The organism is Intestinicryptomonas porci, from assembly GCF_033971905.1.
In the GTDB taxonomy this organism is placed as follows: Bacteria; Verrucomicrobiota; Verrucomicrobiia; order Opitutales; family Intestinicryptomonadaceae; genus Intestinicryptomonas; species Intestinicryptomonas porci.
The window spans coordinates 24,548-37,850 of sequence record NZ_JALBUT010000010.1; the positions used below are offsets into that span (position 1 = coordinate 24,548).

The following is a 13,303-nucleotide window of genomic DNA, read 5'->3' on the forward strand; positions in this document are numbered from 1 at the left end:
GAAATTTTAGGATAGACCATTTCTTCGGCTACTGCAAGTCATTTTCGACAGATTTTACCAATTCCGCCATGGATTTTTCATTAAGAGCCGAATCTTTGCCCTCGACGAGAAGGCGGATTTTGTTTTCCGTACCCGAATATCTTATCAAAACCCTGCCATTGCCCGACATTTCCCTTTCGATTTTTTCAACGGTTTTCGAGAGCGTCGGAGTTTCCGAAATCGGGGTTTTGCGGGCGACTTTCAACGCCTTTTGAATTGACGGATAAAGGCTTACAACTCCGCTCATTTCAGAAACCTTTATTTTCAGGCAAAGGAGCGTCGATAGCAGCTTGACAGCAGCGGCAAGTCCGTCTCCGCACGGGGAAATATCCATAAAAATGTAATGCCCTGAATTTTCGCCGCCGATTTCACAGCCCTTTTCAAGCATAAGCCTCATCACAAGCCTGTCGCCGACGCCGCTTCTGAAAACTTCCACGCCGCGTTTTTTCAAAGATTCGTCCATACCGACATTGCTTTGAATAGTCGTAACAATCGCGCCGCCCTTCAATGCGTTTTGGCGCGACGCTTCAATGGCAATCAAACCCATTACGCACTCTCCCGCAATTTTGTTGGCATTTTCATCGCAGACAACGAGCCTGTCGCCATCGCCGTCGTGCGCAAGCCCTATGAAAGCCCCCGAATCTTTCACAAGGCGCGCCAAAGCTTCGGGGTGCTCGCTTCCGATATTGCAATTTATGTTTTTCCCATCAGGAGAAATTCCTATTTCAACAACTTCCGCGCCGTATCCGCGCAAAACCTCGCCCGAAATTCCGGCAGTCGCGCCGTTTGCGCAGTCAAGGGCGATTTTAAGCCCCTTCAAACACCCCTTAGGCAAAATCGAACCCATTTTCGCAATGTAATGCGATTTCATGTCAACTTTTTTCACGGAAGCTTCCGCGCCGCTGCCCGAAATTTTTTCGTCAAAGAATTTCTCGATTTGCTCCTGCGCCTCGTCGCTTGCCTTTCGGGCGTTTTCGTCAAAAAACTTTATGCCGTTGTCGGTGTAAGGATTATGGCTTGCGGTAATCATTACGCCGAAGTCCGCCTTTTCTTTCAATACGCCGAACGCCAAGGCGGGAGTGGGGACGACGCCGAAATCGGCAACCTCCACCCCGCGCAATCCTTTACAAAACGCGGCTTTCAACGGCTCCGAAGAAAATCGCGTGTCCCCCGCTATCGCAATTTTCGGAAGCCTGCCCTTGATTTTTCCCTGCAAATGCGCCGAAACTGCCGCGCCCAAACCTTCAAAGAAAGCCTCGTTTACATGCTCGCCGCCGTATTCGCCGCGAATTCCGTCTGTTCCAAAATATTTCATATGCGTTTTAAAGTATATTATTTACCCGAAAAAAATCACCTCGGCATGTTTTTATAGAGCAAGTCGCCGAGTTCTTTCGGGCTGGTCTCTTCAAGTTCCCTGCCCTTGCGCTTCAAGTCCTCAAAAGTTTTCATCACGGTTTCCGTCATTTTTTCGTGCGTTTCTTCCGTGCCTCCGACAATCGAAAACTTTTCCGCTTGGGTTATGCGCTTTTCCCCGTCAGAATCAAGCCCCAAGCCAATTAGATGGGCGCGTTTTTTGTTTGCCATAAAAATATTCGTCCTCCTCTGAAATTTCAGGTTCGCCTTCTGCGGCATCGCCTTCCCAGTCGTCCAAATTGAGTTCGGGAGAATTTTCCCGCACCGTGTTTTGCTCCAATGCGGCGTGTTCGGGAAGCTTTTTAAAATAGATTTCCCCGAAAACATCTCCCTGCGATATGTCTAACCTGCGCAGGCGCGTAAGCTCCAAAACCGCAAGAAAAGTCGCAACCAAAAGCGATATTGTTGTCTTGCCCTTTTCAAACAGCTTTGAAAAGCAAAATTCTTCGCCTTCCAAATTCAATATAAATTCCATTCTGTCCGCAACCGACACCTGTTCGCCGACAATCTCGCCTTCGACAAGCTTTTCTGCAAGGCGGCGCAAGACATTGTTAAACGTGTTCCAAATCTCTATTCTGTCGGAGTTTTTCAAGGGTCTTGAAAGCTCCGACGCGTCTTTTTGTTTACAAATTCGCGGCAAACAGTTTTGGCGAACATCTATCATGTCTTCCAAGAGCATCGCGCCCTGCTTCACCTTTTTGTATTCCAAAAGCTGTTCTACAAGCTCCCAACGCGGGTCTATGTCGCCGTCGTCCTCCTCCTGCGCCTGTTTGGCGCGCTCGTCGGTCGGCAAAAGCATTCGGCTTTTTATGTACATTAAAGTCGCCGCCATCACGAAAAATTCGCCCGCGATGTCAAGCGAGAGGTTTTTCATGGCCCTTAAAACCGCCAAATACTGCCTTGTAATCTGCTCAATGGGAATATCGTAAATGTCGATTTCATTTTTGCGGATTAGAAACAGAAGCAGGTCCAAAGGTCCTTCAAAGACGGGCAACTTTACAAGCATTTCACCCGCCGAACCCAAAATTCCGTCTTCAGGTACAAATTCCTCCATAATCAGTACGATAAAAATCTGACGTTTGCGCCAAGGCTTAGCGAGTTTTCGCGCTTGGAGCCTTCCTTTACAGAAACTCGGTACTCGACAGCCCAGGAATTGCCGACGCGCGTCCACAAAGAGTAAACTTGGTCGGTAAATCGGCTGTGCTTATAGTCGTAATGCCATCTGCCCAAGAGCTTGTAATTTTCAGTCAGGCGCAATTCCGCGTGCAAATAATACTGGTTGATGTCGTTTTGAAGATATATGTTGCCAAACGCAATTCGCCAGGCGTCGGAATCGTGGAGTTCAATGTACGAATTGGTTTCCGCAATGTCGCCGTTATTTGCGTTTACGCGGGTATAGTTTGCAATATTGAGCCACTCTGACGGGGAAACGGAAGCTTGAATGTAGAAATCGGAGTAAGAGTACTTCCTCAAATGGTCGGTTATGTAGGGCTGCCTGTCGAAGTTGAAATCTTGATAGAAATTGAGGCGCGCGACTTCGCGGGAGCCGTATTTGCCGCTTCTTGTCTCAAACACGTTTTCGATGCCGACTCTCAGAGTGTTGGTATTGTAAAGGTCGTCAACATTGCGCATAAGCCCCAAGTCGAGAACAGACGGATGGGTGTCGTAGTAAAGACTATCGATGGTTTCAATGCGCTTTTTGCCGTCTTCGGCATTGGGAATGTAGCGATACTGCATAATCGGGCGCAGGCTGTGGCGAAGCCCGTCCAGACCGAGAGTTTTGCTGCGTATTTGCCAAAGCCCCCACGCCTGCATTTGCGCGTCAAAGCCGACCTGCCCCACCGCGCGCCAGTAAGAGTCGCCCGCGCCGACGGTATTGTTGTAATGGGTGAGGCGGACTCCCGCAAGAGGCGTAAAAGACGCCCATGACGAAAGGTTTACGGGTCTTGAAACGCCGAAATACGAATCAAAACGGGTATCGTCGCGCGTTTCAAAAACAGAGTCTTCAAACTTTTCCTTGTAATAGCCCATGGAAGCGTAAAAATTGTAGTAAACGCCAAGAGGCTCATAACGTCGCGGGGCAAAATCAATTCTCGCCTCGGGAAGCCTCTGCACTGTATGCTCCCAGGAATTCGGCAAAAAGCGCGTGAAAACGGAAGCGTTGTAAGTTTCGCCCGCATAAACAAATTCCGCAAAATTATCGGGCTCCTGGTCCTCGTCAAAAATCGACTCGCGGAAATCGCGCATGACATACCTGTCGCTCCAATAGTTCAAAACGGTGGTAAGCGAAAGTTTTTCGTCAAAGCGAGTGATGTTTTTTAAGTCGATGAAATACCTGTCGCGCGACAATGTTTCGCCGGCAGTCAGACCTGAATTTAAAATGCCCGAACTTGCCTGGTCTTTTATGTAGCCTGAAATTATCTCGCCCTTCGAAGTTATCAGGGAGCTTTTGTAGTTTATGCTTGCGGCGGGTCCCACAAGCACTCCGCGCTTTGAATACAAGTCAAGGAGCATTCCGGGAGCAATATGCCCAAGCCCGGAATACAAGACGGTGTTTTGCCACTTGAATCCGAAATCGTCGTTGTAGCCTACCCTCGTTTGCAGGATTATCGGCGGCAAGTCCAAGCCGTACTGCCCGTAATAGGGAACATACATAAACGGAATGTCGCCCAAGCGCAAATACGCGTCTTTAAGCTCGACATAATCGCGCTCTGAATCATAGCTGAATTCCCCGCCCTTGACGTTTAAGGACAAAAACGACGGCTCGCCGACATAGAAAACCGCGTCGTTTGCCTTGATTTTCTTGTCGTCTTTTGATTTTGACTCCGTCGAAGCCGACTGTATTTCGGCAAACAATGGGGCAAAGCCGAAGCGCGTGTACTTGGCGGAAAAATCGTTGGTTTTGGTGTCGATTGAAATTTCGTTGGAAAGAAGCCTTACATTTTCCTGTGAAATTGCGACATTGCCGAAAGCCCCCGCTTTTCCCGTCTTGGAGTTGAATTCGATTTTATCGGCAACTATTTCAAAATTTCCGTCCGAAAGCTTTGCGTTGTTTTTCGCCACAACCTTCCCGCTTTCGACATCATAGTCGATGGGGCTGTCGGCGACAAGTTCGGGCGCGGAGCCTTTCAAGCCCGACAATATGGAATGCTTGTATTTGCGGCTCTTTAACTTGCGCTCTTCCTCCAGACGCTTTTCAAGCTCCGCCTGCCTGCGCTTTTCGCTTTCCCAAAAAAACTCGCGCCTCTTCTGTTTTTGAGCTTCAATGCGCTCAGCTTCCGTCTCCTGAAATTTTTTTTCAAGCTCCCTTACTTCTGAAACTCCAGCGTCGGCGTTTTTTAGCTGCACATCTGAACTGTTTTCAGCGTCTTTTGCAAACAGCCCGCACGCATTCGCAAAAGACAGCGCAAACGCCGCTATCGACAATTTTTTAACATTATAAAAATTCACATGTTGAAATTTAAAGAAAATTCCCCCTAAAACAAGCTTTTTATTTGACTTGCTGCACGCAAAAAAAAACGGCGCTCCATTAAAAGAACGCCGATTTTGCAAAAATTTTTAAAACGACAACAAAACCTTGCCCTTTCTTCCGCCTTCCGCCGCCCTCTTCATGGCGTCTTTTATCTGTGAAAGCGGATATATTTTATCGACGGGAGCGCGAAGCGAGCCATCTTCAATCATCTTGAAAATTTTGGCGAAAACCGCGTCTTTTTGCTCTTTTGAATGGGTGCGCTGCCACTTGTCCCACCAAAAGCCCCTGAGACGCAAGTCGTTAAAAATCAAAAACCTTGTCGGGAAGCGCACAAGTTCGGAAGTCATTGCGCCGACAGTCGCGATTGTGCCACCGAACCCCATCGCCTTAATCATATTTGAAACGCTTGTTCCCCCTATCTGGTTAAGCCCCAAAATCGGAAGCCCGCCGCCCGTCAAATCTTTTAATTTCTTTGCGTCAAATTCAGATTCGTCAATTACGATGTCTGCCCCGATTGCCTTCAAGTCTGCCTCTTTCGACTTTGCGTTCCGCAGAAGATTTATGGTTTTTATTCCGCGCAGACGGCACATTTGAATCATAAAATACCCGAGCGCCGAACCCGCCCCGTTTTGAATTACCCAGTCCCCCGCCTTTAATTCGCAAAATTCCTCCAAAATCAAAAGAGCGGTCGGGGGATTTACAAACGACATCGCAAGCATGTCCAAATCAAGCCCCTTCGGAAGAACCATTAAGTCTTTGGCATCGCATATTGTGTATTGCGACCAAGCCCCCGGCTCTTCGGGAATGCGCACGATGTCGCCAACTTTCACATTTTGGACTCCATCAGCAACTTCCGCAACCTCGCCGACCGCCTCTCGCCCTGCGATTGCGGGAAGTTCCCTCAGCCTGCCGTAAGAGCCGCCAATCATTCCCATGTCGGACGGATTTACCGAAGCCCTGAGAAGCTTTACCAAGACCTGCCCGGATGAGGGACTTCCTATCTCAACCTCTTCCGCGTTTAAAACTTCGCACGGAACACCGTACGCCCTGTGAACTGCCCTTATTGTTTTCATAAAAATCTCTTGATTTATCGGCGGGAAACCTACTAAATTTAAAACAATGAATAAAGAAAATAATCCGTTTTTATCAAATATTTTCCCACCCGACTTCAATTTAATGACGCCCGAAGCGGCAGACGAAGCCATAACTTTTGCGCTGGATAAAGCGCGCCAAAACATTTCAAAAATCGAAGAACTTCCGCAAAGCGAAACAAACTTCGAAAACGTAATACGCGCCCTCGACAATTCTTCAACCCTGCTTGACGAAGTATGGAATATCGCAAACCACATTGAATCGGTTTCGTCCACCCCCGAAATGCGCGAAGTTTTGAACAGGCGCGACGCGGAAGTTTCGGACTTCTCCTCCTCAATCTGCATAAACGCAAAACTCTGGGAAAAAATAAAAATTGTCAGGGATTCGGGCGTCAAATTCGAGGGGGAAGAAAAAATCCTATTGGACGAAACAGTGAGGGATTTTGTCGAAAACGGCGCAAATTTACCCCCCGAAGGGAAAGAAAAACTGCGCGAACTCGACGCAAAACTATCGTCTCTTACGCGCAAATTTTCCGAAAACGCACTCGACGCCCTAAACGCATTCGAACTTAATGTTCTCGACAAATCAGAGCTTGACGGAATGCCCGAAAGCGCGCTTTCACTCGCGCGAAAGAAAGCCGAAGCCAAGAAGCTCGATGGCTATTTAATCACGCTCGACGCCCCAATTTTTGCTCCCGTAATGAGCCACTGCAAAAATGAAAATCTTCGCAAAAAACTCTGGAGAGCGTACTCCGAACTTTGCGCAAGCGGAGAGTTCGACAACACGCAGATAATGCGGGAAATAATAGAAATACGCAACAAAAAGGCGGAGCTTCTCGGCAACAAAAATTTCGCGGACTATGTGCTAAATTCGCGAATGGCTAAAAACGGAAAAACGGCGTTAAATTTTGTCGAAGACCTGCGCGGCAAAATCGAATCCTCCTTCAAAAAAGACATTTTAGAAATTGAAAACTTTGCCAAAAAAAGCCCAATCGAACCTTGGAACGGAGCGTTTTACGCGGAAAACATGCGCAAGGAAAAATACGATTTCGACTCCGAGTCTTTCCGCCCCTACATACCCCTCGACTCCGCCTTACAGGGCGCGTTCTCCCTTGCAAAATCGCTATATCTTCTGGACATCAAAAAGTCCGAAGCGCCGTCGTGGCATAGCTCAGTAATGTTCTTTGACGTGTTCGACGAAAACAAAAAACACATAGCCTCTTTTTATGCCGACCTCTTCCCGCGCAAGGGCAAGCGTTCGGGAGCGTGGATGAACTTGTTTAAGCAGGACACTGAAAACGCCCCCAAACTCGGGCTTATCGCGGCAAACTTCAACGAAGCCTCCTCAGACAAGCCGTCGCTTCTAAACCATGACGAACTTTCAACCCTTTTCCATGAATTCGGGCATTTGCTGCATTTCATTTTAATGGATTGCAAAGAGCGCGGGCTCCGCGACGTCGCATGGGATTTTGTTGAGCTTCCATCGCAAATAATGGAAAACTGGTGCAATAAAAAAGAGGCTCTCGACACTTTCGCGCGGCACTATAAAACAGGCGAACTTCTGCCCGAGGAGCTTTTTGAAAAATTTGACAGGGCGAGAAAATTCAGGGCGGCAACAGCCTGCATGAGGCAGTTGTCGTTTGCAAAAATCGACCTCGACTTGCATATGCGCCCCGACGATTTCCTAAACGGCGACATCGAAGAAAAAGCGAGGGAAGCACTAAAAGGATACACTCAAAAATACACCCAAACGCCGCGCACGATTTTAACGCATTTCACCCATATCTTCGGCGACCCCGTCGGATACGCGGCAGGCTATTATTCGTACAAATGGGCGGAAGCCCTCGATGCCGACGCCTTTACGCGCTTTGAAAAAGAGGGGCTTTTCAACCGCCAAACGGGCAAAGACTTTGCTGACTGCATTTTAAAAGTAGGCTCGTCTGTTCCGCCCGAAAAGGCTTTTGAAAACTTTATGAAACGCCCCCTGAACCCCGACGCCCTCATAAAGCGCACAATCGGCTGACAACGGCTTGGGAAATCGGCACGCGAAAAAAATGTTCGTCGCTTTGAAATTAAAAAAAAGAGACGGTAAAAACTGTCTCTTTTTTTTGAATTCAAAACTTAAACACAAGAGTTGACATTGGCGGAAGTGTTATTGAAGAGGAATATTTGAAATTATCAAACGGAACGTCCTCCGCAACAATCTTGCCTTGATTGCCTTCTCCGCCACCCGCGTAAATTTCGGAATCCGTATTCAATATTTCGCTCCACTGCCCCTTTTCGGGCAAGCCAACTCGGTATCCGCGCCGCAAGACAGGCGTGAAATTGCACACAACCACATAGGTTGACTTCCCCGCTTTGCGAAGAAAAGAAATCACGGAGTTGTCGCCGTCGTTGCAGTTTATCCAAGAAAAAGCTTCGGAATTTAAATCGTTCTTTGCAAGCTCCGCGTCTTCTTTGTAAATTTTTGCGGCATCCGCCACAACGCGCCTGATTCCGGCGTGTTCGGGATATTCCAGAAAATGCCAGTCCAAAGACTCGTCGTACTTCCATTCGCGCGACTGCCCGAATTCGTCTCCCATAAAGAGAGTTTTTTTGCCAGGCCAAAACCACATGTAGGCGTAAAGGGCGCGAAGATTTGCGATTTTATCGCCCCAATACGCTCCGCCCATTTTGTTAACCATCGACCCCTTGCCGTGCACAACCTCATCGTGCGAATATACCGACACGAAGTTTTCCGTAAACTGGTAAATCGCGGGAAATGTAAGCCTGTTATGGTGGTATTTGCGGTTAATCGGGTCTTCTTTCATGTATGAAAGAGTGTCGTGCATCCATCCCATGTTCCACTTGAAGTCAAAGCCCAATCCACCCTCTGAAACGGGCTTGGTAACTCCCGCAAAAGCGGTGCTTTCCTCCGCAATCATGATTGAGCCCGCAAAATATTTTTTCACGAGAGAATTTGTTTTTTGCAGAAAGTCTATCGCCTCCAAATTTTCGTTTCCACCAAATTTGTTCGGAATCCACTCTCCGTCCCGCCGCGAATAGTCCAAGTAAAGCATCGAAGCCACCGCGTCAACGCGCAAGCCGTCTATATGAAACCTGTCAAACCACGCGAGCGCGCTGCCTATCAAGAAGTTGCGGACTTCGTGCCTGCCGTAGTTAAAACAGAGAGTTCCCCAGTCGCGCTGTTCGCCCTGCCTCGGGTCGGAATGTTCGTAAAGGCATGAGCCGTCAAAACGCGCAAGGGCGAAAAAGTCGCGCGGAAAGTGCGCAGGAACCCAGTCCATGATAACACCAATTCCTGCCTGATGGAATTTATCGACCATCTGCATAAACTCAAACGGAGTTCCGTAGCGGTGCGTCGGCGCGTAAAAACCCGTAACCTGATAGCCCCAAGAGCCGTCGAACGGATACTCCGAAAGCGGCAGAAATTCAACATGCGTAAAGCCCGTTTCAAGGCAGTATTTTATAAGCTCGTCGGCAATTTCGGCATATCTTAACGGTCTGAAACCATCCTCGACCTTGCGCTTCCAAGAACCCAAATGGACTTCGTATATGGAAAGCGGCTTTTTCTTCCAATCGGTTTTTTCGCGGTTTTTAATCCAGTCGGAGTCGCTCCACTTGTAAGACGAAACGTCTGTGATTATCGCGGCGTTATAAGGGGACGGCTCGAAAGAAACGGCGTACGGGTCTGTCTTCAAAAACGGCGTGTCGGAATGCTCGGGCAGAATTTCGTACTTGTATTTCGCGCCCGTCAAAAGCCCCGGAATGAAGATTTCCCATATTCCCGAAGAACCGAGCATACGCATCTGGTGATACCGCCCGTCCCACTCGTTGAAGTTCCCGACAACACTGACGCGCCGCGCAGTGGGTGCCCAAACCGAAAACGCCGTGCCTTTTATGCCGCCGTAATCTTTGACGTGCGAGCCGAGCTTGTCGTAAATTTTATGCTCGTCGCCCTTGCCTATCAAATAGAGGTCGTCGGAGCTTAGAGACGGCAAAAAAGAATAAGGATCGTAAAACTGGCGCACCTCGCCTGCGTAAGTCGTGGTGCGAAGCCTGTAAAAGAACATTCTGCGCTTTGGAATTTCAACTTCGTAAAGCCCCGCGTCGTCCAGTTTTTTCATCTTGTAGCGAAGCCTCATATCGTCGGCAACATCAACGACCTCGCAAGTTGCGGCATTTATCACAAAGGCTCTTACGACAACGCCTTCGGGAGTTTCGTGCATTCCCAAAAAATCGTGCGGCGAATTGGATCGCGCATGCAGGATTTCATTTATGTATTCTTTTGGCATTTTTTCAGTTGGGGGAAAATAAGTTTTTATCAAAATAAATCGCGGGAATTTCTAAGAGACAGCGGTTTGGAAAGAATTTCCGACATTATGACGGCGTTTGCAAGATTTTCCCTGTCTTTAAAAAGTTCGGCTGTTTTGTTTGAGCTTTCGTGGTATGAATAGCAGTCTCCGCAAATATCCCCGCTTAAAATCGGCTTTTTCAAATTTTCGGCTTCAAGCGCGCGCAGCTTCTCCTCATACTCCGAAAAGCGGGATTTTTCAACACCGCCAAAATCGGCGAAAGCTTCGGGAACTTTCGGAGCAGACTGCCCTAATCCCGAAACAGGTGCCCTCTTAAAAACCTCCGCCCCACCGATCTTGCGCGATGCGGGAAAAGTTTTGGGGCTTTCGCCAAACTTTTTTCCTCCAATACTTTTATGCGCCTTTTCCCTTTCGATTTCTTCCATATAGCCCTTGAAGAGCTTTATGATAAAGCCGCCGAAAAAGAAAATTATAAAAAATATTATTGAAAGAAAGTCTTCCATTTAAGCGAATTTATTTGTTCTGGTTGGGCTTTGCGCCTGAAATTGAATCGCGCATGCGGGTGTCGGACTGGATGTTTTGCATTTTATAATAGTCCATAAAACCCATGTTGCCGTTTTTGAGGGAATCGGCAAGAGCGAGAGGAACCTGCGCTTCCGCTTCCACGACCTTCGCCTTCATCTCCTGAATTTTAGCCTTCATTTCCTGCTCCAACGCGACTGCCGCCGCCCTGCGGATTTCCGCCTGGGCCTGCGCCATGTTCTTGTTTGCGATAGCCTGCGCCTCCTGCAATTTCGCGCCTATGTTTTCGCCTACATCAACGTCGGCAATGTCGATTGAAAGGATTTCATACGCAGTTCCCGAATCCAAGCCCCTGTCGAGGACGACCTTTGAAATTCTGTCGGGATTTTCCAAAACATACTTGTATGTTTCGGAAGAGCCGATTGTCGTTACGATGCCTTCGCCTACTCTTGCAATTATGGTTTCTTCCTGCGCGCCGCCCACGAATTTGTCGAGATTGGTGCGGACTGTTACGCGCGCTTTTACCTTTACTTGAATGCCGTCTTTTGCGACAGCGTCGATGGAAGTCTTACCCGAAGTTGCCGCAGGGCAGTCGATAACCTTGGGGTTGATTGAAGTTCTCACCGCTTCGAGGACGGTCTTGCCCGTGCCTTTCGTCGCAAGGTCGATTCTTGTAGCGTCTTCCCAAGTCATGTTCATGCGCGCCTTATTTGCGGCGATTAGAGCCTGAATTGTCTGCAACAGCGCGCCTTCTGCCAAATAATGCTTTTCCAAATCTTCAATCGTCAAATCCAAGCCCGCCTTGACGGCAGTGATGCGCGCTTCAACTATCTGCCCGTAAGGCACACCCCTTAGGCGCATTGCAAGAAGAGTAACCATGCTGACGGGAGCACCCGCAAGCATTGCCTTTAACCATGTGTTAAAGAAGCTGAATATCACAAACAATACAACGATTGCCGCGATTACGGCAACCACTGCAAAAATTGCGCCAATACTTATCGATGCAATGAACATATTTTCCATATCCTTTAATTTTTAGATTTTACCTTTAATTCAAATGAACTGCTGCCGACAACCACGATTTCAGCCCCCTTTTTGAGAAATGAACCGTCCGAATTTGCGGCGTCGTAAATTTTTCCGTTTATTTCGACTTTTCCGTTCGGAACCATATCGGTAAACGCTACTCCGATAGAACCTGTCAAATTATCCTCTGCTTTTTTCAGATTATCGGAATTCCGCCCCATTCCCAAACCGCCTTCAAGCACAAATTTTTTCCAAAGGCTCGTCGTTTTGAAAAATTTGCCGAAAACCGCCAAAAGCGCAAACGCAAGCGCGATTGAAAAAATGCACTTCCAAACGCTCGAAACAAGTGCGGAAGAATCGGGAATCCAAGAGCCTTCGGGCAAGCTTATCCCCGCCGCGACCAAAGAAGCCAAAATCAAGGCTATGCCGAAAAACGCGCAGACAAAAGTCCCCGTAAACAAGAATATTTCAAGCAAAATCAAAACCATTCCCAACCCGAACAAAACCGCCGCCTCGTATCCCGCAAGCCCCGCCATGTGAGAGCCGAGAAACACAAGCAGCATAAAGAGAACACCTGCTATCCCCAAAATGCCGAAACCCGAAGTTTTAAGCTCCAAAAACAAAAAGAACATTCCAATCCCCATGAGGACAGCGGAAAAAGACACAATGTATTTTGAAATTTTTTCAAATGCCGTAAGGCTTATCTTCTCGATTTTTACGGGCGTTTTATCTCCGTAAATCTTTCGGGCAATCTCTTTCGGCGAATTTGCGATACCGTTTGCAAGAAGCGGCGCATTGCCGTAAACTTTCACGGCTTCATTTGCCGTAAGCGACAAAAGCTCACCCTTTTCCTTTAATACATTCCCGTCTATTTTAAGCTCGAAATCGGGTTCCGACATGGCACGTTGAACAAGCGACCTGTTTTCGTTTCCGCCCGAAACAGCCTTGGTCTTTGCCGACAAGAAAGACTCTATCTTGCGCTTCATCGCCGTTGGCACGTCCCCTCCGTCCGACAACACCGACTCCGCCGCGCCCATAACCCCCGTTGGGGAAAACCAAATTTCATCGCACGCAAAGGCAATGTACGCCCCCGCGCTCACGGCGTTCGGATTTACATAACAGATTGTGCGCAGTTTTGAAGAGGAAATCATCTCCATTATTTCAAGCATGGCGTCGAGCCTGCCACCGGGAGTATCCATATTTATAATCAAGGCGTCGGCATTTGAAGATTCGGCAAGCTTGAAAGCCCTCTTTAAAATATAAACCTGAGGCTTTGAAATTTCGCCCGAAATATCCGCTTCAACCCAAGCCGCGCCCGCCGCCGTTTTCTCAGCGCAAAATCCGCACAGAGAAACGAAACCTGCAACGACGAATGCAAGTAGCTTAAAAATCGTCTTTAAAACGGCAAATCCCATATAAAGAATATT

At 48.1% G+C, this 13,303-nt stretch carries 10 protein-coding genes; 1 reads left to right on the forward strand and 9 read right to left on the reverse strand.

What is annotated here, in order from left to right:
* Window positions 1-28 precede the first annotated feature (28 nt).
* From MOX91_RS08380 to MOX91_RS08400, 5 genes are all read right to left on the reverse strand, one after another.
* On the reverse strand, window positions 29-1,354 hold the full coding sequence (locus MOX91_RS08380; RefSeq protein WP_370397632.1) for a phosphohexomutase domain-containing protein: 1,326 nt from the start codon (window positions 1,352-1,354) through the stop codon (window positions 29-31).
* A gap of 35 nt (window positions 1,355-1,389) precedes the next feature.
* Complete coding sequence (locus MOX91_RS08385) at window positions 1,390-1,623, reverse strand: hypothetical protein (protein ID WP_370397633.1); 234 nt, start codon at window positions 1,621-1,623, stop codon at window positions 1,390-1,392.
* Entirely contained in the window at window positions 1,580-2,506 is a 927-nt protein-coding gene (locus MOX91_RS08390; RefSeq protein WP_370397634.1) for a segregation and condensation protein A, read from the reverse strand. Before MOX91_RS08390 ends, MOX91_RS08385 begins: the two co-directional genes overlap by 44 nt.
* 2 nt (window positions 2,507-2,508) lie before the next feature.
* Complete coding sequence (locus MOX91_RS08395) at window positions 2,509-4,902, reverse strand: LPS-assembly protein LptD (RefSeq protein ID WP_370397635.1); 2,394 nt, start codon at window positions 4,900-4,902, stop codon at window positions 2,509-2,511.
* Window positions 4,903-5,010: 108 nt separating this feature from the next.
* Window positions 5,011-5,997, reverse strand: coding sequence for an MDR family NADPH-dependent oxidoreductase (locus tag MOX91_RS08400; RefSeq protein WP_370397636.1), 987 nt, complete (start codon window positions 5,995-5,997; stop codon window positions 5,011-5,013).
* 46 nt (window positions 5,998-6,043) lie between these two features.
* Here MOX91_RS08400 and MOX91_RS08405 point away from each other — a divergent pair, with 46 nt between their 5' ends.
* A complete protein-coding gene (locus tag MOX91_RS08405) occupies window positions 6,044-8,038 on the forward strand; it encodes a M3 family metallopeptidase (RefSeq protein ID WP_370397637.1) in 1,995 nt (664 codons plus the stop codon).
* Between the two features lie 91 nt (window positions 8,039-8,129).
* Here MOX91_RS08405 and glgB read toward each other — a convergent pair whose 3' ends face one another.
* Genes glgB through MOX91_RS08425 form a run of 4 tightly spaced genes read right to left on the reverse strand, consistent with a single transcriptional unit; the run spans window position 8,130 to window position 13,291 of the window.
* Entirely contained in the window at window positions 8,130-10,310 is a 2,181-nt protein-coding gene (gene glgB, locus MOX91_RS08410; protein ID WP_370397638.1) for a 1,4-alpha-glucan branching protein GlgB, read from the reverse strand.
* Window positions 10,311-10,339: 29 nt separating this feature from the next.
* Window positions 10,340-10,834: a hypothetical protein gene (locus MOX91_RS08415; protein ID WP_370397639.1), complete on the reverse strand. Its 495-nt coding sequence runs from the start codon at window positions 10,832-10,834 to the stop codon at window positions 10,340-10,342.
* A gap of 10 nt (window positions 10,835-10,844) precedes the next feature.
* Window positions 10,845-11,876, reverse strand: a complete 1,032-nt coding sequence (floA, locus tag MOX91_RS08420; protein ID WP_370397640.1) for a flotillin-like protein FloA — start codon at window positions 11,874-11,876, stop codon at window positions 10,845-10,847.
* Window positions 11,877-11,881: 5 nt separating this feature from the next.
* Complete coding sequence (locus MOX91_RS08425; RefSeq protein WP_370397641.1) at window positions 11,882-13,291, reverse strand: NfeD family protein; 1,410 nt, start codon at window positions 13,289-13,291, stop codon at window positions 11,882-11,884.
* Between the last annotated feature and the right edge of the window lie 12 nt (window positions 13,292-13,303).